The 25,688-nt window shown below is 72.1% G+C and carries 22 protein-coding genes, 2 tRNA genes and 1 pseudogene; 12 read left to right on the top strand and 13 right to left on the bottom strand.

The window, feature by feature from the left end:
- The first annotated feature begins 34 nt into the window (after positions 1-34).
- A complete protein-coding gene (locus QFZ82_RS07135) occupies positions 35-2,458 on the top strand; it encodes a SpoIIE family protein phosphatase (RefSeq protein WP_307712319.1) in 2,424 nt (807 codons plus the stop codon).
- Between the two features lie 205 nt (positions 2,459-2,663).
- On the opposite strand, the gene QFZ82_RS07125 is transcribed toward QFZ82_RS07135, so the two are convergent.
- Complete coding sequence (locus tag QFZ82_RS07125) at positions 2,664-2,858, bottom strand: hypothetical protein (RefSeq protein WP_373429251.1); 195 nt, start codon at positions 2,856-2,858, stop codon at positions 2,664-2,666.
- A gap of 30 nt (positions 2,859-2,888) precedes the next feature.
- A complete protein-coding gene (locus tag QFZ82_RS07120) occupies positions 2,889-4,226 on the bottom strand; it encodes a glycosyltransferase 87 family protein (RefSeq protein ID WP_373429405.1) in 1,338 nt (445 codons plus the stop codon).
- 158 nt (positions 4,227-4,384) lie between these two features.
- On the opposite strand from QFZ82_RS07120, the gene QFZ82_RS07115 reads away from it, so the two are divergent.
- Together QFZ82_RS07115 and QFZ82_RS07110 are read left to right on the top strand one after the other, a co-directional pair.
- A complete protein-coding gene (locus QFZ82_RS07115; protein WP_373429250.1) occupies positions 4,385-5,596 on the top strand; it encodes a molybdopterin-dependent oxidoreductase in 1,212 nt (403 codons plus the stop codon).
- Between the two features lie 5 nt (positions 5,597-5,601).
- A complete protein-coding gene (locus QFZ82_RS07110; RefSeq protein ID WP_307712317.1) occupies positions 5,602-6,030 on the top strand; it encodes a hypothetical protein in 429 nt (142 codons plus the stop codon).
- Here QFZ82_RS07110 and QFZ82_RS07105 read toward each other — a convergent pair.
- The 3 genes and pseudogenes from QFZ82_RS07105 to QFZ82_RS07095 all read right to left on the bottom strand — a co-directional run bounded on the left by QFZ82_RS07105 (position 5,987) and on the right by QFZ82_RS07095 (position 8,034).
- Positions 5,987-6,710 (bottom strand): annotated as a pseudogene (locus QFZ82_RS07105) (class I SAM-dependent methyltransferase). The gene QFZ82_RS07110 and the pseudogene QFZ82_RS07105 sit on opposite strands and share 44 nt — an antisense overlap.
- Positions 6,707-7,336, bottom strand: coding sequence for a DUF2064 domain-containing protein (locus tag QFZ82_RS07100; RefSeq protein ID WP_307712316.1), 630 nt, complete (start codon positions 7,334-7,336; stop codon positions 6,707-6,709). Before QFZ82_RS07100 ends, QFZ82_RS07105 begins: the two are co-directional and overlap by 4 nt.
- Positions 7,333-8,034 (bottom strand): glycosyltransferase family 2 protein, encoded by a 702-nt coding sequence (locus QFZ82_RS07095; protein WP_307712315.1) that lies wholly within the window; start codon positions 8,032-8,034, stop codon positions 7,333-7,335. The genes QFZ82_RS07100 and QFZ82_RS07095 overlap by 4 nt, the downstream gene beginning before the upstream one ends.
- A 116-nt stretch (positions 8,035-8,150) precedes the next feature.
- Here QFZ82_RS07095 and QFZ82_RS07090 point away from each other — a divergent pair, with 116 nt between their 5' ends.
- Together QFZ82_RS07090 and QFZ82_RS07085 are read left to right on the top strand one after the other, a co-directional pair.
- Positions 8,151-8,873 carry a response regulator transcription factor gene (locus tag QFZ82_RS07090; RefSeq protein WP_307712314.1) on the top strand — a complete coding sequence of 241 codons (723 nt, stop codon included), beginning with the start codon at positions 8,151-8,153 and terminating at the stop codon, positions 8,871-8,873.
- Positions 8,870-9,988: a sensor histidine kinase KdpD gene (locus tag QFZ82_RS07085; protein WP_307712313.1), complete on the top strand. Its 1,119-nt coding sequence runs from the start codon at positions 8,870-8,872 to the stop codon at positions 9,986-9,988. The genes QFZ82_RS07090 and QFZ82_RS07085 overlap by 4 nt, the downstream gene beginning before the upstream one ends.
- Positions 9,989-10,017: 29 nt before the next feature.
- On the opposite strand, the gene QFZ82_RS07080 is transcribed toward QFZ82_RS07085, so the two are convergent.
- The 3 genes from QFZ82_RS07080 to QFZ82_RS07070 form a co-directional block, all read right to left on the bottom strand.
- Entirely contained in the window at positions 10,018-11,079 is a 1,062-nt protein-coding gene (locus QFZ82_RS07080; protein ID WP_307712312.1) for an NAD(P)-dependent oxidoreductase, read from the bottom strand.
- 152 nt (positions 11,080-11,231) lie between these two features.
- Positions 11,232-11,786 (bottom strand): DM13 domain-containing protein, encoded by a 555-nt coding sequence (locus QFZ82_RS07075; RefSeq protein WP_307712311.1) that lies wholly within the window; start codon positions 11,784-11,786, stop codon positions 11,232-11,234.
- A gap of 348 nt (positions 11,787-12,134) precedes the next feature.
- A tRNA-Pro gene (locus QFZ82_RS07070) sits at positions 12,135-12,208 on the bottom strand.
- 147 nt (positions 12,209-12,355) lie between these two features.
- Here QFZ82_RS07070 and QFZ82_RS07065 point away from each other — a divergent pair.
- Together QFZ82_RS07065 and QFZ82_RS07060 are read left to right on the top strand one after the other, a co-directional pair.
- Positions 12,356-13,060, top strand: a complete 705-nt coding sequence (locus QFZ82_RS07065; protein ID WP_307712310.1) for a transketolase — start codon at positions 12,356-12,358, stop codon at positions 13,058-13,060.
- Between the two features lie 64 nt (positions 13,061-13,124).
- Positions 13,125-14,024: a transketolase family protein gene (locus QFZ82_RS07060; protein ID WP_307712309.1), complete on the top strand. Its 900-nt coding sequence runs from the start codon at positions 13,125-13,127 to the stop codon at positions 14,022-14,024.
- 32 nt (positions 14,025-14,056) lie between these two features.
- Here the strand turns inward: QFZ82_RS07060 and QFZ82_RS07055 are convergent, their stop codons facing one another.
- Positions 14,057-14,641, bottom strand: coding sequence for an ABATE domain-containing protein (locus tag QFZ82_RS07055; protein WP_307712308.1), 585 nt, complete (start codon positions 14,639-14,641; stop codon positions 14,057-14,059).
- A gap of 105 nt (positions 14,642-14,746) precedes the next feature.
- Between QFZ82_RS07055 and QFZ82_RS07050 the strand changes: the two genes are divergently transcribed.
- Positions 14,747-15,538, top strand: a complete 792-nt coding sequence (locus QFZ82_RS07050) for an MBL fold metallo-hydrolase (RefSeq protein ID WP_307712307.1) — start codon at positions 14,747-14,749, stop codon at positions 15,536-15,538.
- Positions 15,539-15,848: 310 nt separating this feature from the next.
- Here QFZ82_RS07050 and QFZ82_RS07045 read toward each other — a convergent pair whose 3' ends face one another.
- Positions 15,849-16,202: an MmcQ/YjbR family DNA-binding protein gene (locus QFZ82_RS07045; RefSeq protein WP_307712306.1), complete on the bottom strand. Its 354-nt coding sequence runs from the start codon at positions 16,200-16,202 to the stop codon at positions 15,849-15,851.
- A gap of 223 nt (positions 16,203-16,425) precedes the next feature.
- Between QFZ82_RS07045 and QFZ82_RS07040 the strand changes: the two genes are divergently transcribed.
- Complete coding sequence (locus tag QFZ82_RS07040; RefSeq protein WP_307712305.1) at positions 16,426-19,881, top strand: ThuA domain-containing protein; 3,456 nt, start codon at positions 16,426-16,428, stop codon at positions 19,879-19,881.
- A gap of 14 nt (positions 19,882-19,895) precedes the next feature.
- On the top strand, positions 19,896-20,783 hold the full coding sequence (locus QFZ82_RS07035) for a sugar phosphate isomerase/epimerase (RefSeq protein WP_307712304.1): 888 nt from the start codon (positions 19,896-19,898) through the stop codon (positions 20,781-20,783).
- 86 nt (positions 20,784-20,869) lie between these two features.
- On the opposite strand, the gene QFZ82_RS07030 is transcribed toward QFZ82_RS07035, so the two are convergent.
- The 3 genes from QFZ82_RS07030 to QFZ82_RS07020 are packed head-to-tail and all read right to left on the bottom strand — an operon-like array spanning position 20,870 to position 23,616.
- Positions 20,870-21,703 carry an ABC transporter ATP-binding protein gene (locus QFZ82_RS07030; protein WP_307712303.1) on the bottom strand — a complete coding sequence of 278 codons (834 nt, stop codon included), beginning with the start codon at positions 21,701-21,703 and terminating at the stop codon, positions 20,870-20,872.
- On the bottom strand, positions 21,700-22,722 hold the full coding sequence (locus QFZ82_RS07025; RefSeq protein ID WP_307712302.1) for an ABC transporter substrate-binding protein: 1,023 nt from the start codon (positions 22,720-22,722) through the stop codon (positions 21,700-21,702). Before QFZ82_RS07025 ends, QFZ82_RS07030 begins: the two co-directional genes overlap by 4 nt.
- A gap of 24 nt (positions 22,723-22,746) precedes the next feature.
- Complete coding sequence (locus tag QFZ82_RS07020; RefSeq protein ID WP_373429249.1) at positions 22,747-23,616, bottom strand: ABC transporter permease; 870 nt, start codon at positions 23,614-23,616, stop codon at positions 22,747-22,749.
- Positions 23,617-24,099: 483 nt separating this feature from the next.
- Here QFZ82_RS07020 and QFZ82_RS07015 point away from each other — a divergent pair.
- Together QFZ82_RS07015 and QFZ82_RS07010 are read left to right on the top strand one after the other, a co-directional pair.
- Positions 24,100-24,173: transfer RNA gene (locus QFZ82_RS07015), tRNA-Pro, on the top strand.
- 580 nt (positions 24,174-24,753) lie between these two features.
- Positions 24,754-25,617, top strand: coding sequence for an LAETG motif-containing sortase-dependent surface protein (locus QFZ82_RS07010; RefSeq protein WP_307712300.1), 864 nt, complete (start codon positions 24,754-24,756; stop codon positions 25,615-25,617).
- Positions 25,618-25,688 lie beyond the last annotated feature (71 nt).

The following is a 25,688-nucleotide window of genomic DNA, read 5'->3' as shown; positions in this document are numbered from 1 at the left end:
CGACGCCTGTCCGCGTACGGAGGCGGTACAAACTTTGACAAGGCAAGACTTTGCGTTCCGCGGGGCCGAGCTGGCAGCTGTCTACGTGCTGGCCGAGGAGGGCGACGGCCTGCGCCTGGCCGAGGTCGCCGGGGACCGCGGTGGGACGCACGGGCTGCCGACGCACATCCCGCTGACCGGCCGCTCCCCGGCGGCCGACGCCTTCCGCGCGGGCCGGCCGCTGTGGCTCGGGCCCTCGGACGTCGCCGCGTACGGGGTGGGCGGGGACGCGCCCATCCTCCACCCCGCGTCAGGCACCTCTCCCCGCCCGCTGTCGCTGGGGGCCCTGCCGCTGGGCCGCGGCGCCACGGAGCTCGGGTGCCTCGTGGTCGCCGGGGACGTCGGCGGCGGCTTCGACGCCGACAGCCGCACACTGCTGGAGCTCTACGCCGACCAGGTCGCGGCCGGGCTCGAATCGGCCGCGGCCCGCTCCTCCGGCCGCGCCCCGCACCCGCGCTCGCACGGCCCCTCCCTGGTACCGCCGCAGGGCGGCGCGTTCACGCTGACGCTGAGCACGGGCGCGATGGACGCGGATCCCCAGATGCTGAGGCTGCTCGGTATGGCGCCCGAGCGGTTCGACGGCCGGGCGGAGACGTTGCTGGCCTGCGCGGTGCCGGACGACGTGCCGGCGCTGATGGACATCGTGGAGCCGGGCCGACTGGCCGAGGCGGGGGGCCAATTGGCGTTCCGTGTCCGGCGCCCGGGTGGCGAGCTGCGCTGGCTGGGACTGCGGTGCCGGCTGCGGTTCGGCCCCGACGGAACGCCCGAGCGCATACTCGGCGTGGTGGCCGACGCCGCCTACCTGCGGCCCACCGCCGACGAGGTGGCCGTCGTGCAGGAGCTGTCGGCGAAGCTGGCGGGAGCCACGACCGTACGGGAGGTCAGCCGGCTCGTGGTCTCGGCGCTGAGCGGCCCGCTGGGCGCGGACCGGATCGCGGTGGCCGAGCTGGAGGGCGACCGGCTCTTCGTCACCGTCCTCGATCCGCCGGACCACCATGCCTGGCCGCAGGTGTGGCAGTCCGAATGGCGCTCCGAGTGGCCGGACGCGTCGTGCCACGCCCTGCCCACCCTGCAGAACGCGCTGCGCGACGGCCATGTGAGCCTGTGGACCTCGGGCACCGGTCTGGAGCCGGGTCTGGCCGGAATCGGTCCGGGCGGTCTGGCGGTGCTGCCGCTTCCCGCGGACGGGCGCATGGTCGGGGTGTGCCTGGTGGGGTGGGGCGCGCCGCACGAGTTCGGCCCGGAGGAACGGTCGCTGCTGACGGCCGTCGCGGGCCTGGTGGGCCAGGCCCTGACCCGCGCGCACGCGCTGGACGCGGGCCACGAGCTGGCGACGATGCTGCAGCGCAGTCTGCTGCCGCGGAAGCTTCCGGCCCTGGCCGGCGGGGTCGCCGTCGCCCGCTACCTGCCCGCCACGGTCGGGCTCGAGGTGGGCGGCGACTGGTACGACGTGATCCCGCTGAGCGACGAGCACGTGGCCCTGGTCATCGGCGACGTCCAGGGCCACAGCGCCGGTGCCGCGACGATCATGGGCCAGATGCGCACGGCCGTGCGCGCGTACGCGGTGGAGGGGCATCCGCCCGACGTGGTGGTCGCCCGTGCCAACCGGCTGCTCGTGGGCATGGAGACGGACCTGTTCGCCACCTGCCTCTACGCGGACCTGGACATGGAGGAGGGCATCGCCCGGTTCGTACGGGCGGGGCACCTGCCGCCCGTGCTGCGCCACCCCGACGGGACGACACAGGAGCTCGCGGTCGAGGGAGGACCGCCGCTGGGGGTGCTGGCGGACTCCGAATTCCCCATGACGGAGGCGGGGTTGGCCCCGGGGACGCTCCTGACGATGCTGACGGACGGACTCGTCGAGTCGGCGCATCTCGCGCTCGAGGACGGCATGCTGCGGTTGCGCGAGGTCCTCGCGGACGCCGACCCCGCCGACACGGGGCGGGTCGCGGACCGGCTGCTCGGCAGCGCCGACGGCCGCGACGACGACGTGGCCGTGCTGTTGCTGCGCTACGACGGCACCCGCGCCCGGCCCCGGCGGACCCACTGGACGGTGTGGCGGCTGCCGGACGCGGTGATGCACGCGCGCCGCTTCACGGCGCGGACGCTGAGGTCGTGGGATGTGCGGGACGAGGTGGACGTGGCCCTGCTGGTGGTGTCCGAGCTGGTCACGAACGCGATCGCGCACACCAGGGGCGAGGTGCGGCTCAATCTGACACTGTCGGCGGACCGGCTCCGTATCGCGGTGAACGACGCGTCGCCGCGCAGTCCGGTCAAGCCGGGCAACGTGGACTGGGAGGCGACCGGCGGCCGGGGCCTGCTCATCGTCGAGGCGACGTCGGCGGCCTGGGGCTCCGTACCGCTCAGCGGCGGCAAGCAGGTCTGGGCGGAGATCCCGGTGACGCCGGCGGACGCCTGAGGGCGGCGCGCATCCGCGTCGGCCGGCCGGGCGGCGGACGCCCGCGCACCCGGCCCGACCACCTCGGCGGCGACCGGGCGTACTCGTCCCGCCGCAACCGTCGCTACCTGCGACGACGCCAGATCAAGCACACCATCCCACCGTCACCGTCACCGTCACCGTCGCCTCGATCCGACTCCGGCTCCGCTCATGATCCGCCCACTGACTACTCGTCCGAGCCCGCAGCCGACAGCGGTGCCTCGACGACGAAGAAGAGGAAGCCGATTCTGGTCGAAAGGGCATGGAAGTCGTCGGGGGACAACTCACGGGCGGCAGGGTCGGGCTGCGGCTCGCTGATGACGGCCAGGCGGAAGCCGGAACCTCTGGCCGTCGGCGGCGGCCAGACCGTCGAGCAACGCATCCACCCGGCGGTGAGTTGCTCCTCTCCGCCTCACTCGGCCGGCTCCTGGCCGAACGCCCGCAGCATGGGGAAGCCCCGGCGGGCCGCCCCACCGCAGGCGACGGCCAACGCGGCGAGCGCGTACGCGATCGTGCCGGGGTCGGGGACTGCCTGGGCGGTCAGGTAGGCGGCGGCGCCGGCGACGGCGATGCCCAGCCACTCCCACCGGCCGTCGAGCGCGACGAGGGCGACCAGGAGCAGGGCGTACCAGGAGTAGCCGGGGGTTGTCAGGAGGAAGGCGGTTCCGGTGACCAGGAGGGCCCCGCTCCAGGGGCGCTCGGGGTCGCCGCGGCGGATCGCGTACAGGCTCACGGCGATCATCACGGTGATCACTGCGGGCACGGACCAGGAGTCGGGCAGGACCAGGCGCAGGAGGGCGTAGCGGTTGTCGGCGGAGGCATCCTGGTAGCCCTCTTCCTCGGCGTAGCCGCCGAGATAGCCGAGGACGGAGGAGTGGGAGAGGAGGATGTACGGGAGGTAGAGCGCGGCGAGCACGGCGGCGGCGGGGAGCAGGGTCGCGGCGGCGTCGCGCCCGCGGCGTACACCGGACAGGACGCCGGGGATCAGGACGGCCGGCAGGAGTTTCGCGGCCGTGGCCAGGCCCAGGAGGGCGCTCCCGGCGACACGGTGGCGGACTGTCAGGCCGAGTGCGGCGGCGGAGAGCAGGACCGCGAGGACGTCGGCGTGGGCGTTGTTGACGGCTTCGACGGGAACAGCCGGGCACCAGGCCCAGTAAGCGGCGTTGCGCGGGTCCCCCCGGCGGCGCAGGATCCGTAGCAGCACCAGGGTGGTGGCGAGAGCCAGGACCGCTCCGCCGGTCTGGAATGCCTTGTGGCGGACGCCGTCCGGGGAGACGGCGTGTACGAGGAGGAAGTAGAGCTCGCCGGCCGGGGGATAGACGGTGTGGACCTGGGGGCGGTTGATGCGGGTGCACACGCCGTCGGAGACAGCGGCGAGGTCCGGCTTTCCGCAGGCGGGCCCCGTGGGGAAGAGCCAGGTGTCGCGGAGCGGCGCGAGCGCGGGATCGGCGGGGGCGTGGTCGTAGGGGGAGATGCCCGCGGCCTGCACCCGGCCGTCCCAGGCATAGCGGAACGAGTCGGTACTCGTCCGGGGTGCGGCCACGAGTCCGGTGGCGGCCACCGCGATGCCACCGGCGACGACGAGGGCGACGGTGTGCCGGGCGGGCGCCCTGCGGAAGGTCCAGGCGGCCGCCGCGAACAGGGCCCAGGAGGCGGCGTACCACGAGGACAGGCCGGCCAGGCCGGCGAAGTAGCCGCCCTCGCGGACGGCGAGGACGAGCACGGCGGCGAGCATGGCCAGGAGCACCATGGTGGCCACCGTGGCCCGGAGGGTGGTGGCAGGCGGGTGGGTCACGCGTTCACCCTGGCAGCGCGCGGGCCGTCGCCGATGGTGGCACGGCAGGGCGTCCGCGTTTCGTAAGGTGTCGGACCCGTCCGCGCGACGGGTGGGCGCGGTTGCATGAGTGCATGGGATCCCGAATCGCCCGGTACCGGAACCTTCCGGCCTTCAGACTGCCCGCACTCCGGCTGCCTCACGTGCGCCTGCCCGCCTTCCGCCCACCGGCCTTCTCGGGGCGTCTGCATGATCCGCGCACCGCCACGGCGATCGGGCGGTGGCTCGGCGTGGCGCTCGCCGTGTGCTTCCTGACCGGGCTGATCAGTCACTTCCTGCAGAGCCCACCGGACTGGCTGGCCGATCACCTGCCCTCGCGGCCGGTGTGGGGGTACCGGCTGACGCAGGGGCTGCACGTCGGTGTGGGGCTGGCGGCGATCGTGCTGCTGCCGGCGAAACTGTGGGCGGTCTACCCCCGGCTGTTCGTGTGGCCGCCGGTCCGGTCGGTGCGGCACGCTCTGGAGCGGCTGTCGGTGGCGGTGCTGGTGGCCTCGGGCGTGTTCCAGGTGCTGACCGGCCTGTTGAACATCGCCGAGTGGTACCCGTGGCCGTTCTCCTTCGTGCCGGTCCACTATGCCGTTGCCTGGGTCGTGGCCGGGTCCGTGCTGCTGCACCTCGCGGTCAAGGCGCCTGAGATCAGGGCCCATTGGAGCAGGCGGTCCGCGGGCACGCTCGCGCTGCCGGACGAGGAACGGGACGGCCCTGACCGCAGGGCGTTGCTGCTCGGCGTCGGGGCGGCCGTGGGCGCCGTGACCGTCACGACGATCGGCCAGTCCTTCACTCCGCTGGCCTCCGTCGATCTGCTGGCGCCCCGTCATCCCGGTTACGGGCCGCAGGGCCTGCCGGTCAACCGGACGGCGGCCGCCGCCGGGGTGACGGACGCCGCGGTCCGGGACTGGTCCCTGGAGGTGCTGGGGCCCCGGCCGTACCGGTTGACCCTTGCCGAACTGGGCCAACTGCCCCCGTCCCGGGCGCGGCTGCCGATCGCGTGCGTGGAGGGCTGGAGCGTGGACGCCTGGTGGAGCGGTGTACGGATCCGGGACCTGATCGAACGGGCGGGAGCCCTGCCGGACGCCGGGGTGCGGGTGGTGTCCCTCGAAGTACGGGGTGCGTACCGGGTGATGGAGATGGGACGGGAGTACGCGCAGGACCCGCTGACGCTGCTGGCGCTGCGGCTGAACGGCGAAGTGCTGTCGGCCGACCACGGCTTTCCCGCGCGGATCATCGCGCCGAACCGCCCCGGTGTGCTGCAGACGAAGTGGGTCACCCGGCTGGAGGTGCTGTGAGGTCCGTGTCCGTGGTCCGTTACGCGCTGGGCGCGCTGGGCCTGCTGCTCATCGGGATCGGCGGCTGGCACCTGGCGGCTCGGCCCGACCCGTACGACGTCCTGCTGTGGATGGCGGGCGCGCTGGTGCTGCACGACGGCGTGCTCGCGCCGGTGGTGCTCGCCGTCGGGCTGCTGGTCGCGGCGGTACCGGCGCGCCCCGTCGTGCGCGGCGCGCTCGTGACCGGCGGGGCGCTGGTGCTGGTCACCCTGCCCCTGCTGCTGCGGCCGGAAGCACCGCCCAACCCCTCGGCCCTGCCCCTGCCCTACGTGCGCAACCTGCTGCTCGTCCTGGCGGTGGTCGCGGGCGTCGCGCTGGCCTGGGTGGGCCTGACCCGCCTGCGGCGGCGGGTCAGGGCGTCCCGGGCCGGCCCTCAGACCCCGACGGAGGGCTGAGGGCGGGCACGAGTTCGGCGAAGTGGCGCCCCGCCGCCGACCAGACGTGGGCGGCTGCCCACCCTGCCCTGCCGGCATGGCGGAGCAGGGCCTCGGGGCCGACTCGGGCCCAGGGAAAACGTGTGCCGGGGCCGCCGCGCCCGTCGTCCAGCCGCACCTCGCAGCGCTCGTCCACCTCGACGGCGGCGGCCTCGGCTATGAGCCGCCCATGGGGAGCGAGGATCCCGGCGGTCCGCCGCAGCAGGGCCACGGGGTCTCCGCCGATGCCGATGTTGCCGTCGACGAGCAGGGGCCGTGGTCCAGCGGCGTTCGCCGGGCAGGGGCTCGAAGACGGACCGGCACAGGGCCATGCCGCCGCGGCGTACGCTCCGTGTCACCGCGGCGGGGCTCACGTCCACGCCGAGCGCCCTGTGGCCTCGCTCGGCCAGCGCGGTCACGAGCCGGCCCGGACCGCAGCCGATGTCCAGAACCGCGCCGGTGCACCGGGCGAGGACGCTCTCGTCGGCGGCGTCCGCGTCGGCGCACCACCGTTCGACGTCCAGAGGCAACAGCCGGCCGTCGTCGCGGCGCAGGAAGAGCGGGCCGTGCCCTGCGCGCAGCGCCCAGGCGTAGGGCTCGTCCCGCCAGGCAGGCGCGGGTGTTGTGCCGGACCTGTCGCGCGCGGCGGCAGGGGCCCTCATCGCACTGTCCGCGGGGCTCCGGTCAGCCGGTGATGCACGGCGGCGAACCGTCCGGACGGGGCCTGACCGGCCACCGCGGCCGCGTCGGCGGCGGTGTCCACGTCCCGCAGGCGTGGCAGGAGCCCGGTCCTCAGCCCGGCCGCACGCAGGCGCTCGTATTGCACCGCGCCGGTCTCCGGTACGGACATCGGTACGCCGAGAAGCAGCGCGGGGTCGGGCGTGGCCAGTCCCAGGGCCCAGAACCCACCGTCGGCGGCCGGGCCGAACCAGGCGTCGTGACTGCCGAAGTCCAGAGCCGGGTTGAGGAGGCCAGGTGTGACCTGCGGGGTGTCCATGCCGATCAGCAGCGCCGGGCCGGTGCAGGCGGCGAAGGCGGCGGCGAGCCGCTCGTCGAGACCCCCGGCGCACTGGGGCAGGACCTCGAAGCCGGGCGGCAGCCAGGGGCCCGGGGAGCCGTCCAGGACCAGGACGTGCCGGTCGGCGGGGGTGACGGCCACTGCCGCAAGGGTGTCGGTGAGGGCGGCTTCGGCCAGGGCCGCCGCCTCCTCGGCGGTGAACGGCGGGGTGAGCCGGGTCTTCACCCGGCCGGGCAGGGGTTGCTTGGCGATCACGAGCAGGGTGGTCACCGGACGCCTCCGAGGGCGGTGGTGTGCGGGGGCTCGGCGAGGACCGCGCGCATGTCGCGGACCGCGTGCCACGTGCCCCGCCAGGTGCCGGTCACCTTGGACTTCCCGGTGCGGGGCAGGTAGGGCACGTCCTGCTCCCGGACCCGCCAGCCCGCGTCAGCGGCCCGGACGACCATCTGGAGCGGATATCCGGAACGCCGGTCGGTCAGGTCCAGGCAGAGGAGGGCCTCGCGGCGCGCCGCTCGCATGGGGCCGAGGTCGTGCAACCGCAGCGCGGTGCGGCGGCGCAGCATCCGGGACAGGGCGAGGTTTCCGGCGCGGGCGTGCAGCGGCCAGGCACCCCTGCTCCGGGGCCGCCGGCGGCCGAGCACGAGATCCGCCTCGCCCGCGGCGACGGCCTGGACGAAGCCGGGCAGCAAGCCGGGGTCGAGGGAGGCGTCGCAGTCGCAGAAGCAGACGAACTCGGCCTCGGCGGCGAGCAGTCCGGCATGGCAGGCCGCGCCGAAGCCGCGCCGGGGCTCCGGAACGACGATGGCTCCGAGGGAGCGGGCGATATCGGCCGATCCGTCGGTGGACCCGTTGTCCACCACGAGGGCCCGCCAGCCGGCCGGGATGCGGGCGAGGACCCAGGGCAGGGCCCCGGCCTCGTTCAGACAGGGAAGGACGACGTCCACGGTGTCAGCGGTCACGACTGCCACCGTAGGAACTCCCGGCAGACATAGCGGACATCGACTCCTTACGAAAAACGGACACCGTCCGTACGGCGCGATCCCGGAGAGGACACCGGGAGGCAGCCGGTGCAAGGCTGGATGCCATGAGTACGCGAACGCCGCCCGCCCGGATCCTCGTCGTCGACGACGATCCGACCGTCGCCGAGGTCGTCACCGGCTACCTGCACCGGGCCGGCCACAGCGTCGACCACGCCGCCGACGGCCCCACCGCCCTCGACCGGGCGGCCCGCCACCCGCACGACCTGGTCGTCCTCGACCTCATGCTGCCCGGCATCGACGGACTGGAGGTCTGCCGCCGCCTGCGCGCCGACCGTCCCGTTCCGGTGATCATGCTGACGGCCCGCGGAGACGAGGACGACCGGATCGCGGGCCTGGAACTGGGCGCGGACGACTACGTCACCAAGCCGTTCAGCCCGCGCGAACTGGTCCTGCGGGTCGAGTCCGTGCTGCGCCGCAGCCGCACCGCGACCGCGGCAGGGGGCGGCGGGCAGCCGGTGCCCCGCCGGGCCGGGATCCAGCTGGATCCGGAGACCCGGCGCGCCACCAAGGACGGGCAGCCGCTCACCCTCACCCTGCGGGAGTTCGATCTGCTCGCGCACTTCCTCACCCACCCGGGGCGCGCGCACAGCCGCGAGGAGCTGATGCGGGAGGTGTGGGGCTGGGACTTCGGTGACCTGTCCACCGTCACGGTGCACGTCCGCCGCCTGCGCGCCAAGATCGAGGACGACCCGGCAGCGCCCCGGCTGATCCAGACCGTCTGGGGCGTCGGCTACCGCTTCGAGCCGACGGAGGAGAGGAAGCCGTGAACGACATCCTGCTGATCGCCCTCTTCGCCTTCGGCGGTGCGGCCTGCGCGGGTGCGCTCGGCGCCCTGGCGCTGCGCCTGCTCCGGTACAAGTCGGTCACCGTGTCCCTGGCCGTGGTCGCCGCGGTCACCGTCACCGCCATGCTCGCCGGCACCCTCGCGGTGGCCTGGGCGATGTTCCTGTCCCCGCACGACCTGACCGTCGTCACCCTCGTCGTCGCCATGGCCGCCGCCGTCTCCCTGGCCACCGCACTGCTGCTGGGCCGCTGGGTGGTGGCCCGCAGCCGGGACCTCGCGCGAGCTGCCCGGGACTTCGGAGACGGTGGCAGTTTCGCCGCCCCTCCGGCGCGCGCCACCGCCGAACTGGCCGACCTCACCCGCGAGTTGGCCGCCACGAGCGCCAAACTCGCGGCCTCCCGCGAACGTGAACGCGCACTGGATTCCTCGCGCCGCGAGCTCGTCGCCTGGATCTCCCACGACCTGCGCACCCCGCTCGCCGGACTGCGCGCCATGGCCGAGGCCCTGGAGGACGGCGTGGCGACCGACACCGCCCGCTACCACCGGCAGATCCGCACCGAGGTCGAACGCCTCGACGTCATGGTCGGCGACCTCTTCGAGCTCTCCCGCATCCACGCCGGCGCACTGGAGCTGACCCCCAGCCGCGTCTCCCTGCGGGACCTGGCGGCCGACGCCCTCCTCGGCGCCGACCCGCTCGCCCGGGAACGCGGCGTACGGCTGCTCGGCGAGGACATCTCCCACGTGCCGGTCGACGTGGACGGCAAGGAGATGACCCGGGTCCTCGCGAACCTCCTCGTCAACGCCATCCGCCACACGCCGGCCGACGGCACCGTCGCCGTGACCGTCGACCGGCGCGAGGACACGGCCGTGCTGTCCGTCACCGACGGCTGCGGCGGCATCGCCGAAGAGGACCTGACGCGTGTGTTCGACACGGGCTGGCGCGGCAGCACCGCGCGGACGCCCCCGGCCGGCGCCGGACTCGGGCTCGCGATCGTACGTGGCATCGTCGAGGCCCACGAGGGACAGGCCGAGGTGCGCAACGTGCCCGGCGGCTGCCGTTTCGAGGTGACCCTGCCGCTGGCCCGCGCCGGCGCCTGACCAGCGCCCGCGCCCGGGAACAGGTCCGGCTACCCGAGCCCGGCGGAGGCCCGTTGGGCGGCCCGCGCGAACTCGGACATGCCCTCGGCGAAGCCCACTTGCGGCCGCCAGCCCAGTTCACGGCGCGACCGGGACGAGTCCGCGGTGATGTGCCTGACGTCGCCGAGCCGGAACTCGCCGGTCACCACCGGCTGCGGCCCGCCGTGTGCGGCTGCGAGCACCGCCGCCATGTCCCCGACCGTGCGCGGTTCGCCGCTGCCCACGTTGTAGGCGGCATGCCCGTCCGCGGATCTTCCCTCGAGACCGGTCAGTGCGGCCACGTTGGCCCGGGCCACGTCCCGTACGTGGACGAAGTCCCGACGCTGCCCACCGTCCTCGAACACTCGCGGAGCCTCGCCGAGGGCCAGGGCGGACCTGAAGAACGACGCCACGCCCGCGTACGGGGTGTCCCGTGGCATCCCGGGCCCGTAGACGTTGTGGTAGCGCAGCGAGATCGCCCGCCCGCCCGTCGCACGCGCCCAGGAGGCCGCCAGGTGCTCCTGGGCCAGTTTCGTCGTCGCGTACACGTTCCGCGGGTCGACGGGCGCGTCCTCGGCCACCAGGCCCGGCACGAGCTCCTCACCACAGCGTGGACAGCACGGTTCGAACCGTCCCGCCTCCAGGTCCGCCACGGCGCGCGGTCCCGGCCGGATCACCCCGTGGGCGCGACACTCGTACCGGCCCTCCCCGTAGACCACCATCGACCCCGCCTGCACCAGGCGCCGCACCCCGGCCTCGGCCATGCCCGCCAACAGCACCGCGGTCCCCAGGTCGTTGCAGGCCACATAGGCCGGGGCGTCCGCGAAGTCCTTCCCGAGGCCCACCATCGCCGCCTGATGGCACACCGCCTGCACCCCGCGCAGGGCGGAACGCACGTCCTCCGGGGCACGGACGTCACCCCGGACGAACTCGGCGATCGGCAGCTCGGGAGCGGTGGGATGCGCTGCGGGCAACAGCGCGTCCAGCACCACCGGCTCGTGCCCCTCGGCTGCCAGCGCGGCCACCACGTGCGAGCCGATGAACCCGGCTCCTCCTGTGACAAGTACTCGCATGCCCCGCACGCTACGGCGACCGGGCTCGGCCGCGGCCGAGCCCGCACCGGGCCGTAAGGCTTCCGTCACCACCCGGCGCGACGGGCGAACCGGAGTGCCTGCTCCGCGGACGTCCCCCGAGCCGGTTCAGGCGGCCGTTTCCCCGGGCCGGTTCAGGCGGCCGTCAGCCGGGCCGCGCCGAAGGAGACGTCGAAGCGGTCGCACCAGATGGTGACGCTGGTGTACTCGGACAGCTTCAGGTCCGCCGGGATCGGGTAGTTCTGGTCGCCCTTGTTGCCCTTGAGCTTGCCCAGGCCGACGTACTTGCCGTCGTCGAAGACGTGCCAGCCCGCCTTGCCCTCCTTCACCGGGGCATCGGTCAGCCATACCTTCAGGTCCGGCCCGTTGCTGGTGTCCAGCCCCTCCAGCCGCAGGGTGTGCGAGCCGTCCGGCAGCCGCACGATCTTCGCGGTGCCGGTGGTGGTGTGCTCGTGGCTGACCAGGTCTCCCTGGGCAAGGGTCCGAGGGACGGGCGACTTTGAGGGCGCCGGCGCCCCGGAGGCGGCGGCCGACGTGCTCGGCGCTGTGGTGGGCAGGGCTTCGCTGACCGTCTGGTCCTGCCACAGCTTCCACGGCTGGAACCAGTACAGCCCTGCGGCCGCCACCACAACCGCCACTGCCACCGCCACGATCGCCAGCGGCCGACGCCGCCCGCCTTCACGTTCCACCACGTGCTCCTCCCTCGTCGTTCAGTACGCATTCAACGTCATCGGGAGCACGCGGCCCAGAGAGGCGCCCATGACGGAAGTATTACGGCAGTTGCCCGCGCCACGGCCGCCGCGGCGTGGTGGTGAGGACCTACGACCATCGGCCTTCGGACGAGGGAAGTCGGACCTGGAAGGGGTTCGGCACGGACCGAGGAGGCCATGCGGCGAAAGCGCCGGCTCGGCGGGCGGGCCGACGGCGCCGACCCCGGCCCGCACGTGCGGCCGCACTGCGGCCACCACACCCCAGGACGCACGAAAGGCCGCCTCTCGATCACGAGAGAACGGCCTCCGACCTGCGTTTCCGCACAGTCGGGACGACAGGATTTGAACCTGCGACCCCTTGACCCCCAGTCAAGTGCGCTACCAAGCTGCGCCACGTCCCGGTGCCCGTGTGACCTGGGGTTTCCCCCGGCCCGACGCGCATGAGAACAATACCGCACTCGACCCGGTGGTCACGAACCGGTATTGCGCCACCCCACGTCGGAGGACGCCCTTGACCTCAAGCAAGCTTCAGGTTGCAGGGTGGGGGCATGACGACGAAGCAGACCACGCGGGCAGCCGGGTTCGGCGATCTGAACCGGCTCATGGCCCTGATGACCGGCGACGAGAAGCACGGTCCCGCCGCGACCTCCACCCTCGACGCGCTGTGGGTCCTGTACGACCGTGTACTCCGGGTGACCCCCGAGACCGCCGACGCCCCCGGGCGTGACCGCTTCCTGCTCTCGAAGGGGCACGGCCCCATGGCGTACTACGCGGTTCTCGCGGCCAGGGGCTTCTTCCCCGAGGAGTGGCTGCCGGGCTTCGGCTCGTACGACTCCCCGCTCGGGCACCACCCCGACCGCATGCTCGTTCCGGGCGCCGAGATCGGCAGCGGCTCGCTGGGACACGGGCTCCCGATCGCCGTCGGGACCGCGCTCGGCCTGCGGGCACAGGGCCTGACCGACCCGCGGGTGTGGGTGCTGATCGGCGACGCCGAACTCGACGAGGGCAGCAACCACGAGGCCATCGCCTACGCGGGACCGGCCGGCCTGGAGCAGCTGCACACGCTGGTGATCGACAACTCCTCCGCGACGTACGGCTGGCCGGGCGGCATCGCCTCCCGCTTCGAGGCGGCCGGGTGGTCGGCCGAGACGGTCGACGGCCGCGACCACGAGGCGCTGTACGCGGCGTTCACCGCGCCGCACCCCGGACGTCCGAGAGCGGTCGTCGCCCGGGTCGAGCCCAAGAGCGCCTGACCCCGCGACGCGCCCGCGGCGACCCGCGGTCCTTCCACCACTGCCACGAGGGGAACCACGAACGATGGACACCATGCGCGACCGCTTCATCTCCACCACGACGCGACTGCTGGACGAGGACCCGCGGCTCGCACTGGTCCTCGCGGAGATCAGCCGGGACGGTTTCGACGCCGCCCAGCGGCGTCACCCGGACCGCGTGATCAACGTCGGCATCCGCGAGCAGCTCCTCATCGGCGCAGGCGGCGGCATCGCGCTCACGGGGATGCGGCCGATCATGCACACGTTCGCGAGTTTCCTGGTCGAGCGGCCCTTCGAGCAGGTGAAGCTGGACCTCGGACACCAGGGGACGGGCGGTGTGCTGGTCAGCGCCGGCGCCTCGTACGACTGGCCGGCGGGCGGCTTCACGCACATGTCTCCGGGTGATGTCGCCCTCCTGGACACACTCGACGGCTGGACGGTGCACGTCCCCGGTCACCCCGACGAGGCGGAGGTGCTGCTGCGCGAGGCCGTTCGGGGGGACGACCGGGTGTACGTCCGCCTGTCGAACCAGTCCAACGCGGTGCCTCGTCCGGTGACGGGGGCCGGTTTCCTGACCGTGCGTGAAGGCCGGGCCGGTGTCGTGATCGCCGTGGGCCCGATGCTCGACAACGTCCTGGCGGCGACGGAGGGCCTCGACGTGACCGTGCTCTACGCCACGACCGTGCGCCCCTTCGACGCGGCGGCGCTCCGGGCGGCGGCCGGGGCCCGGCGGGCCGCCGACGTCGTGATCGTCGAGCCATATCTCGCGGGCACGTCCACGACCGCAGCCGCCGAGGCCCTGTCGGAGGTGCCCCACCGCGTGCTCGGCCTCGGCGTCGCGCGGCGCGAGCTGCGCCGGTACGGCACGATCGACGAACACCTGACGGCCCACGGCCTGGACGCGGCGGGGCTGCGGGAACGGATCACGTCCTTCCTCGCGCGGTGACTCCCACGGCCCGTCGCCCACGGGCAGCTTCGTCAATCGCTCCCGGACTGGGTGCGGCGGGCGTAGGCGCGGGCGGCGCGGGCGCGGTCGCCGCACCGGGTCGAGCACCAGTGGCGGCGGCCGTGGCGGAGCAGGTAGCGGTTGCACGGGGTCGAACCGCACGGGGTGAGGCGCTCCGCGTCGGGGCTGGTGAGGAGGTCGGCGGCGTCGGCGGCGAGGGTAGCCAAGGCGTGGTCGACGATCTCTGTGGTGGGGTGGGGGGTCGCCCGGTAGGGGCCGTTCTTGTCGTCCCACCGCAGCAGGGCAGCCGTGGGGACACGGGTCATCGCGTCATTGACGGCGGCGACAGCGGCCGGGAGTGCAGGGAGCCCCGCGGTACGGGAGGAGAACAGCCCCCTGATCTGTTCCCGCAGTGCGCGCAGCTGCGTGGCGCACATCTCGCGCATGCCGACGTCGACCGGGGCGAGCCCGCGTTCCGTCAGCCATTGGTTCGCCTGCGCAGGCACGCCGAGGAGGTCCACCACGTGCCCGCCGGGCAGCGCGACAGCGCTGTTGGCGAGGGCGAGGGAGAGGTACTGCTCTTCCCCGGGCGCAGGCGGCAGGGCGGAGTCTGTCATGGCGGCCTCCTTCACGATTCTCACGGTAGAGCTTGCTTGTATCCGTGAGAGATGCGTACTGTCATCTCACGGTCAACTCGCATCCTATCCGTGAGGTGCTTCCCTGTGTCTTCTCTCCCCGCGACGACTGAGCAGTTCCCGGTCCGCGTCTTCGGCGGCCCGACCGCCCTCTTCGAGTACGGCGGTCTGCGCTTCCTGACCGACCCGACCTTCGACGGCCCCGGTGAATACCCCGCGCCCGCCGGTCCGACCCTGACCAAGACCGCGTCCTCCCTCGGCACCCCCGCCGACCTCGGCCCCGTCGACGTGGTCCTGCTCTCCCACGACGAGCACGCCGACAACCTCGACCGCACCGGCCGAGCCCTGCTCGCCGACGTGCCTCTCACCCTCACCACCCCCGGCGGCGGACAGCGCCTCGGGGGGAAGGCCAAGGGACTGGCCGACTGGGAGTCCATCGAGCTGGAGCGCCCCGGCGGCGGCACGGTCACCGTGACCGGCGCCCCCGCCGTCCACGGGCCCGGCCCGCGCGAGTCGGTCGAGCCCTTCACCGGCCAGGTCGTCGGCTTCGTCCTCACCGGAGAGGGCCTGCCCACCGTCTACGTCAGCGGCGACAACGCCTCCCTCGACGTGGTCAAGGAGGTCGCCGAACGCTTCGGGCCGGTGGACACCGCCCTCCTGTTCGCCGGAGCCCCCCGTTTCCCGGTGGTCTTCGACGGTGAGCTGCTCGTCCTGGACAGCGCCCAGGCCGCCGAGGCCGCCCGGATGCTCGGCGCCCGCCGGGTCGTTCCCGTCCACTACGACAGCTGGGCCCACTTCACCGAGGGCCGCGAGGAGCTGGCAGCCGCCTTCATCGCTGCCGGCCTGGCCGACCGCCTGGACTGGGGTCACCAGGGCTGAGCCGGGCAGGAACGGCTCCGGCCCGACGGCAGCTCGCCCTCCGGGGGCAAGACCTTCTGGCCGGCGGCACACCGATCGGGGCCGGGCATGCAGCCCGGCCCCGACGGACGAGGAGCCCGGCCGACAGTCGTCCCCGCCGTCACCGAAGGGGACGTGGTCGGCATGACCCAGGATCCCGGCGCGGCGGGGCCGGGGCGTGCGATGCCCGGCCCGCACCTCAGCCCCGCACCCCGGCCCCGCACCCCCCGCCGCGGGGCCCGGCCCTGCGCTCCCGAGCGCCCCGCGGTCCCGTCCGTCATGCCGCGGGCGGTCATGCCAAGTCCGGGTGCGCGTCCAGGAGTTTGCGAGGAGCGGCCTGACGCCAGGAGTCCAGGAGGATCGCCCGCAGCTCCTCCTCGTCCTCCAGCGCTCCCAGTCGCACCCGCAGCCACGCGTAGTTGTCGTCGTGGCCCGCGCGCAGGAAGAACTTCTGCGGCTCCGCCGCGATCAGCTCCTCACGGTCCTCCTTGGGACACTTGACGCCCATCACCCGGTCGCCGTCGTCCAGTGAGGCGAAGATCCGGCCGCCCGCCTCCAGCCGGAAGGTGGGCATGCCCCAGGACAGCTTCTCCATCGCGCCCGGCAGCGCCAGTGCGATTCTGCGTACGTCGTCGGCAGTGGCCATGCGGCGACCGTACGACGCACCACTGACACACCCGCAGGACCGCCACGCGAGCACCGCGCACCCGCCCCTGCCGCGGTCCGGCCGCTCCGCCTGAGCGCCAACTGCCCCGGCACAGTGGGCGCTTCCGACCCATTGACCCCCGTGAGGGCGGAACCTACGCTGTGCCGCGTATGCCAGAAAGCGCTTTCTATCCCCGCCGGACTCCACCTGCACCGGGAGCGCCATGAGTAGTCATCGACCAGGGGTACGCCGCAGAGCGCCCTTCTCCCTCATCACGGCCCTGCTGGCGCTGCTCGTCGGACTCGGGGTGACCCTGTCACCTCCCGCCGAGGCGGCGCCCTATCGCGTACTGGTCTTCTCCAAGGTCACGAATTTCCACCACGACTCGATCCCCGCCGGCATCGAGGCCGTCAAGAAGCTCGGCAGCGAGAACGGCTTCGAGGTCGAGGCCACCGACGACGCCGCCGCCTTCACCGACACCAACCTCGCCCGCTTCCAGGCGATCGTCTTCAACAACACCAACTCGACCCCGCAGAGCGGCGATCTGCTCGACGCGGCGCAGCGCGCGGCGCTGCAGAAGTACATCCGGGGCGGCGGCGGCTGGGTGGGCCTGCACGCCGCATCGGCCAGCGAACGCGACTGGGCCTGGTACGAGGGTCTCGTCGGCGCGATCTTCGACAAGCACCCGGCCGTCCAGACCGGCCGCGTCAAGGTGCTCGACCGCACGCACCCCTCCACCGAGGGCCTTCCCGAGCTCTGGGAGCGCACCGAGGAGTGGTACAACTGGCGCACCAACCCGACCGGCAAGGTGCACACGCTCGCGCAGATCAAGGTGCGCGACGGCATCTCCGGTCTCGACGAGGGCGTCGACCACCCCTGGTCCTGGTGCCAGAACTACGACGGCGGACGCTCCTGGTTCACCGCGGGCGGGCACGCGAAGTCGGCCTTCCAGGAGGAGGGTTTCCTGGGGCACCTGCTGGGCGGCATCCAGTGGGCCGCGGGGAACAGGCCCGGCGACTGCACGGCGACGAAGACGGGCTCGTTCCAGCGCACCCCGCTCGTCACGAGCGACCTCGCGGACCCGTTCGAACTGGCCGTCGCGCCCGACCGCCGCGTCTTCTTCATCCAGCGGACCGGCAAGGTCAAGGTGATCGACCAGCAGACGCTGAAGGTCGCGACCGCACTGGACTTCGCGTACACACCCGAGATGACGAGCCAGTCCGACGGCCTGCTCGGCCTCGCGCTCGACCCGGACTTCGCCCGGAACAACTGGCTGTACCTGCTGAACTCCGACAGGACGGAGAAGCAGCTCAACCTCTCCCGTTTCACGGTCACCGGCAACACCATCGACCCGGCGTCCGAGAAGCGGCTGCTGACGATCCCGACCCTGCGCGGCGAGGGACGGGCCAACTCGCACATGGCCGGTTCCCTGGCGTTCGACAAGGACGGTGACCTGTACGTCGCGACGGGCGACAACACCGACCCGTTCGCCTCCGACGGCTTCACCCCCATCGATGAGCGTGAGGGCCGCCGGGCCTGGGACGCGCAGGGCACCTCCGGCAACACCAACGACCTGCGCGGCAAGATCCTGCGGATCACGCCGAAGGACGACGGCACGTACGCCGTGCCCGAAGGCAACCTCTTCACCCCCGGCACCGCGAAGACCCGCTCCGAGATCTACGCGATGGGCATGCGCAACCCGTTCCGCATCACCACGGATCCCGTCAGCGGTGCGCTGATGGTGGCCGACTACGGTCCCGACGCACGGGCGGCCAGGGCCGACCGGGGACCCGAGGGCACCGTCGAGTACACCCGCGTCACCCGGGCGGGCAACTACGGCTGGCCGTACTGCATCGGAAACAACACCCCGTTCAACGACTACGACTTCGCCACCAGGACCTCCGGCCCGAAGTTCGACTGCGCCCGGCTCGTCAACGACTCGCCCAACAACACGGGGCTGACCGAGCTGCCTCCGGCCAAGCCCGCGACGGTCTGGTACGCGTACTCCGCATCGGCCGAGTTCCCCGAGGTCGGCACCGGTGGTGGCGGTCCGATGAGCGGGCCCGTCTACGACTACGACCCGGCGAACACGTACCAGGGCAAGTTCCCGGCGTACTTCGAGGGGAAGTGGTTCACCTACGAGCTCACCCGCAGGTGGTTCAAGTCCTTCTCGTTCCAGCAGTACGACCAGACGTTCACCGACCCGCGGTTCGCGCCGGCCAGGGCCGGTGATCTGCACTCCATCAACCCGGTGTTCGCGGACATGAGCTGGAACCAGCCGTTCGAGGCGGACTTCGGCCCGGACGGTGCGATGTACGTGATCGACTTCGGCCTCGGCAGCGGCACCGGACGGGGCGGCAGCAACGACGGCTCGGGGATCTACCGCATCGACTACGTCGGTGACGAGCGACTGCCCGCCGCCAAGGTCACGGCAACCCCCGACAGCGGCAGCGCGCCGCTGACGGTCACGTTCTCCAGCGAGGGCTCGGGCCTGCCGGACGGCAAACCCGTCACGTACGCCTGGGACTTCGACGGGAACGGGACGACGGACTCGACCGAGGCGAACCCGACGCACGTCTACCGGGAGAAGGGGCGGTTCACCGCGCGGCTCACGGTCACCGGACCGGGCGGTCTGACCGGCCTCGCCGTCCATGACATCACCGTCGGCAACACCCGGCCGGTGGTGACGATCCAACAGCCGCCGAACGGTGGCATGTTCGCCTTCGGCGACACCGTCCCCTTCGTCGTGAGGGTCAAGGACAAGGAGGACGGCAGGATCGACTGCTCGCGCGTCGTCGTCCAGTCCCAGCTCGGGCACGACTCCCACCTGCACCCGCTGGACAACTACACCGGCTGCGCGGGCGAGATCGCGACCGACGCCGGGGACAGCCACGGCCCCGGGCAGAACCTCTACTACGGCATCACGGCGCAGTACGAGGACAAGGGCGCGCCGTCGGCTCCCGCGCTCACCGGTTCCGCCTCGCTGACCCTGCGGACCGCGTTCCGCGAGGCCGAGCACATGACCGCGACGGGCGGCGCGCAGCAGGGCGCGGTCGTGGGCACGCGGGCGGACGCGTCCGGCGGCAAGCGGCTGACGGAGATCGAGCACGGCGACTGGATCCGCTTCGACCCGGTCCACCTCAAGGGCATCGACTCGGTGACGGTCGGCGCGGCGTCGGGCGGCATCGGGGGAACGGTCGAGTTCCGTGCCGGGTCGCCCACCGGTCCGCTGCTCGGCGCGGTCGACGTACCGCCCACAGGAGGCTGGGGCAATGTCGTCTCGCCGACGACGGCCCTGGCGGACCCGGGCTCCACGGTCGCGCTGTACGCCGTCTTCACCAACCCCGCCTGGTCGGCTGCCGGACCCGATCTGTTCGCGGTGGACTGGCTGCACTTCAACGGCGCCGGTGTGGAGAAGCGCCAGGGCGCCGAGGTCACGGTGACGGCCGAGCCCGGCTCCGGACGGACCCTGGCCGTGGCGGGCGAGGTAACGCTGCCCGAGGGCCGGACGGCCGCCTCGTACCACTGGGACTTCGGCGACAACACCGGGCCCGTGGGCGAGGAAGGCGCCACCGCGACCCACACGTACGCCCGCGCGGGCACCTACACGGCTCACCTGACGGTCACGGACGACAAGGGCGACACGACGACCGGCCACGTACGCATCACGGTCGGATGAGGAGGGAGCACCACATGAACGACAGCAGACGCGCGTTCCTCGGCAGGGCGCTCGGCGCGGCGGCGGTCGCGGTCGCGGCATCCGGTCCGCTCGCCCACGCGGCGGAGCCTCCGGAGCCGGCGGCGGACACGGCCCGCCGCTGCCGTCGCATCCCGCCGTCCGGCATCGGCATGCACCTGTACACGATGCGGACGCCGCTGGCCGCCGATTTCCGGGGGACCCTGGCCCGGCTGGCGGAGATCGGCTACATGACCGTGGGAGTGAGCGGCCGGCACGGCAACAGCGCCGCCGCCATCCGTTCGATGCTGGACGAGACGGGGCTCAGGGCGGTGCTGGAGCACGTCGGCTACGACACCGTCAGGGGGAGCGGCCTGCCCCGGGCCCTGGAGGACATCCACACGCTGGGCGCCCGCTGGATCGTGGTGCCGAGCCTGCCCGGGGCCATGCACACGCCGGCCGGTTTCCGGGAGGCGGCCCGCGAGTTCAACAAGGCGGGCCTCGCCGCCCGCGAAGCGGGCCTCGGCCCACTGCTCTTCCACAACCACGGCCTGGACCACCAGACGGTCGAGGGCGAGGTCCTGTACGACATCCTGCTGAACGAGACCGACCCGGAACTGGTCGGCTTCGAGCTGGACGTCTACTGGGCGGCGAAGGGCGGCGGCAGCGATCCGCAGGACCTGTTCGTCCGGCACCCGCGGCGCTTCCCGGCGCTGCACGTGAAGGACATGGCGCCGAACGGAGGCTTCGCGGACGTCGGTTCCGGGGTCCTGGACTTCGCCGCGATGTTCGACACCGCCCGCAGCGGCGGGGTGAAACAGTGGCTGGTCGAGCACGACTCGCCGGCCGACCCGTTCGCCACCGCGCGCAACAGCTACACGTACCTGGCGAATCTGCGCTACTGACCCGGTGAACGAAGGAGCCCTGTACCACTCCCCCTGGTGAGTGGTACAGGGCTCCGGCCGTGGTACGGGCCCGGTGGCCCGGCTCGTCAGTCCTGGGCCGAGGCGGCGCCGAGCAGACCGCGGATACGGGTGGTGGCCTCCCGGAACTCGGGCCGCCCCATCGTCTCGGTGTAGTCGCGTTCGGCGGGCAGGCCGACATCGATGATCTCGGTGACGGTGCCCGGCCGCGGGCTCATCACCACGACTCGGTCGGCGAGGTAGCAGGCCTCCGATATGGAGTGGGTGACCAGCAGCACGGTGGTGCCGGTCTCCCGCCAGATGCGGTTGAGCTCCGTGTTCATCTGCTCGCGCGTCAGGGCGTCGAGCGCGCCGAACGGTTCGTCCATCAGCAGCACCGGGGGCTCGTGGAGCAGCGCCCGGCACAGGGCGACGCGCTGCTGCATGCCACCGGACAGCTCGTGCGGCAGGGCGTCCTCGAAGCCGCTCAGGCCGGTCATGGCGATCAGCTCGTCGGCCCGCCTGCGCCCCGCCTGCGCGGGCATCCTGCGCATCTCGGCCTGGAGCAGGATGTTGCGGCGGGCCGAGCGCCATTCCAGGAGCGCGGCGCGCTGGAAGACGTAGCCGATGTCGTGGCGCGGGCCGCGCACACGCTCGCCGCCGAGCAGCACCTCGCCCGACGAGGGCGCGAGGAGCCCGGCGACGAGCTTCAGGAGCGTGGACTTGCCGCATCCCGAGGGCCCGACGATGGCGAGGAACTGGCCCATCGGGACCTCGAGATCGATGTCCTTCAGTGCGGTGACGTCCCGGTTCCTGGTACGGAAGCGGACGGCCACGTCCTTGAGCGAGACGGCCGCGCCGCCCTGTCCGTCCCGGTCCGTCACGGCCGGTTCCCGGAGGGTGGTGTCCCTGACCACGGTCATCCCTTCATCGCACGGGCGCTGTCCCAGTACTCCGCGACGGGCCCCGGACTGCTCACCAGTCCGGCCTCGGCGAAGACGTCGATCGTCTGCTGCCAGTCGGCCTCGGTGTTGACGCCGGGGGCCTGGCCACGGGTCGCGTCGGTGTGGAGGAGGGTGAGCGTCGTCGCGAACTGCTCGGACAGGACCGTCTTCGGCGGCAGTTGCTCGCTCGCGCCCGCCATCGAGGCGACGGCCGGCTCGGGTGCCTTCTCGGCGGCGGTGAACGACTCGCTGACGGCCTTGGCCATGCGCTGCGCGAGGTCCCCCCGGGTCTGGAGGGGCTTGTTGCCGGCGATCAGGCCGTTGGAGTAGAAGTTCAGCCCGTTCTCGGAGAATCGCAGGTACGCGACGGGCTTCTTCGCCTTGTCCTGCATGGTGGGGCCCTGGTCGCTCGCGTAACCGAGCAGTCCGTCGGCCTTGCCGGAGATGACGGCGGCGATCTTTCCCGCGGGGTCGGTGTTCTGCACCTTGACGTCCGACTCCTGGAGGTTGTTCTTCTTCAGGAAGATCGGGAACGTCTTGGAGAGCGCGTCGCCCGCCGTCCCCGCGATGGTCCTGCCCTTGAGGTCGGCCGGGGACTTGATGCCCTGTGAGGCGAAGAACTGCACCGAGGAGGGTGTGGTCTGCAGGAAGACGCCGAGACTCTTGACCTTCACTCCGGCGTCGACCCCGGAGAGCACGGCGGGCGTGTCGGCCCAGCCGAAGTCGGTCTGCCCGGCGCCCGTCGCCTGCACGGTCTTCTGGGACCCCTGGCCGGCCCTGATGTCGAGGTCGATGCCGTGCTTCTCGAAGATCTTCTGCTGCTTGCCGTAGTAGAACGGCGCGTGTTCGCCGTACGGGTACCAGTTGAGGGTCAGCGTCACCTTGTCCAGTTCCTTGCCCGACGAGCTGGTCGAGGTGCCGGAGCCGTCCTCGCCGCAGGCCGTGGCGACCAGAAGCAGCGGTACGAGGCCGGTCAGAAGTCGTCTGCGCGCAGTCATGGCTGGTCCTTCTCGTCAGCTGGGTCAGAACGTGGTGGTGGCGCCGGTCTCGCGGCGGCTGGCGTGCCACGGGAGGAGGAGCTTCTCGGCGATCTCGACGAGGACGAAGAGGACGACGCCGATGAGGGACATGACGAGCAGCCCGGCGAAGAGCATCGGGGTGTCGAGGTTTCCGTTGGCCTGGAGGATCACGTAGCCGAGGCCCTCGTTGGCGCCGACGAACTCGCCGACGACGGCACCGGTCACGGCGAGCGTGACGGCGACCTTGAGTCCGGAGAAGAGGTGGGGCAGGGAGGCGGGCAGGCGGATCTTCACGAAGGTCTGCCAGGGGCTCGCGCCCATGGTGGAGGAGAGCTGCAGCATCTCGGGGTCGACCGCCTTGAGTCCGGTGACCATGGAGATGACGACGGGGAAGAAGGCGATCAGTACGGCGATGAGAATCTTCGGTGCGATGCCGAAGCCGAGCCAGACGACGAACAGCGGCGCGATGGCGATCTTCGGCACGACCTGTGCGAACAGCAGGATGGGATAGAGGGTCTTCTCGACGGTGGCCGAGTAGACCATGACGACGGCGGCGAGCACACCGACGGCGACGGCGATGACGAAGCCGAGCAGGGTCTCGTACGTGGTCACCCAGCTGTGCTGCCAGATGTAGTCGGCCTTCGAGGTGAGCACGTCCAGCGTGGCGCCCGGCGAGGGTACGAGATAGGGCTCGACCAGTTCGGCTGCGGCGACGGCCCACCAGGCGGCGAAGCAGGCCAGGAGCAGCGCCAGCGGCCGCCAGCTCTGCTCGATCAGCCGGCCGGCCCGTTCGCCGGCCGTCGGCGCGTTCCGCCGGTCCACGCCGGCAACCTCGGTGGGCGGTGCCTTGATGGCGGTCTGACTCACGGTCAACTCCTCCGAGCTCCGGCCTGTTGCCCGAGAAAAAGCGTGCAGAAAGCGCTTTCTGGCAAGGTGTCGCCACGCTAATGAGCACACGTCCGCATGGTCAATAGGTCGTCCCCAAAGTTGTTCGGGGCCAGGCGCGCCGGCTCGTCGATCCCAGTCGGCCTCGCGCCATGCGCCGCTGGTGGCGGGCCGGATGCTCCACCCTCCGCTCCACGTGGTCGGGGTCGGCGATGCGCTCCCCGTCGCTGGTCGCCGCGAAGTCCTCCGCGCTCAGTCCGCGCCGACCTCGTGTCCGGCCTACGGAACGCCGATCGGGTGTGGTGCGCCAGGGGACACCCGGACACACGGTCGTCGCAACCTGTGCTGTGGTCGAGGCGCGGCACGTCGCATGGGCTCGAGCGGCGCAACGCGGGTTCGTGACCACCGGGTCGAGTGCGGTATTGTTCTCATGCGCGTTCGGCCGGGGGAAACCCCAGGTCATACGGGCACCGGGACGTGGCGCAGCTTGGTAGCGCACTTGACTGGGGGTCAAGGGGTCGCAGGTTCAAATCCTGTCGTCCCGACTTGAAAGAGTCGCAGATCAGGGGCCGTTTCAGAGCAATCTGAAACGGCCCCTTGATCATGTTCGGGACCCGTTGGGACCAGCCTCCTTGGCCGCGTCAGAGGACGGGGGCGATCTGACCGGCAGCGATGGTGGGGCCCGCAAGCACGCTGAGGCAACGCAGAGTGCGGCGGCCAGGTCCGGCAGGGCGCGACCAAAGCAGGTCCGCGCCGTGATCGCCAGTCATGAGGGCCACACGAGCGCACCTCTTACACCGTCCTGGCGAGCTCAGTGGTGTGGCTGTTTGGGCGGAGCCGCCCCCGTCTATGGATCCGATGCTTGGACGGCAGACGTCAATGTGTGCCATCCAATGCGAGCGCAGAACGGGTCGGTGTCCGGAACACAGAGCCACGGCGGGAAACGGACACGGCAGACAGCTCTGTCCTGCAACGCGGTCTGACCCTCCACATCGGCAAACAAGAAATTCATCCCTGATCAAGCGTCGTCCGAAGGAGCCCGAAACGATGCCCAGACGCTCCGGATGGCGAGTCGCACTGGCCGCCTCCACCGTAAGCCTCATTGCCGCAGCTCCCCTCATCGCCATGGAGCCAGCACTGGCTCAGTCATATCCGCCAGGCCCAAGTCTTCAGGTCGACGACACCACACTGTCTCCCGGCGATGAGGTCGACTTCGTCGCGACCGGCTTCCAAGCGAACGAAGAGGTCGAATCAAGTCTCGTCCCCGTTAAGGGAGACGGATGCGCCACCGGCGCCGCCGGATCGGTGAACACCGCTGCACTGAGAGGATCAGCCGCATTCCCGGCGCCCCTTGTGGCCGCACGCGCCCCGTCTGACGACGGCGACGACGACCACGGCGGCGACGACGACGACCACGGCGGCGACGACGGCTGCCGGTCGATCGTGCCACTCGGTACCCACTTCGCGGACGCGAATGGCCGCGTGGTCGATTCGGTCACCATTCCCGAGGACACCAAGCCCGGCAAGTACGAGTTCACACTCGAAGGTCTGGAGTCAGGTCTCGTGCTGACCGCACGGGTGACCATCGAAGGAGACGGGGACGACCACGGCGACGACCACGGCGACGACCACGGCCGAGGCGACGACGACCACGGCGACGACCACGGCCGAGGCGACGACCACGGCCGAGGCGACGACCACGGCGACGACGACCACGGCCGACCCGGACACGGGGGCGGCGAGGACGACGACCACGGCCGGTCCGGCCACGGCGACGACGACCACGACGATTCCTATGGCGAGAAGGGCAGCCACGACGACTCCGGCAGCGGCGGCAAGTCGTCCGATCACGACGGCTCCTCGCTGGCCAAGACCGGCTCGTCGGATGCAACGGTGGCCATGGCCGCCGCGGCAGCCGGACTCGTGCTGCTCGGCGGAGGATCGCTGGTCCTCGTGAAGCGTCGGCGTACGGCAGGTCAGCAGCAGTAAGTCCAATTCCTGCACGCAGCATCTCGGACAGCACTCAGCTGTCCGAGATGCTGTCTGTTTGAGACGACGAG

Source organism: Streptomyces sp. V4I23 (assembly GCF_030817975.1).
In the GTDB taxonomy this organism is placed as follows: Bacteria; Actinomycetota; Actinomycetes; order Streptomycetales; family Streptomycetaceae; genus Streptomyces.
The sequence above is the reverse complement of the archived record's forward strand: the minus strand, read 5'-3'. Positions and strand labels throughout refer to the sequence as shown.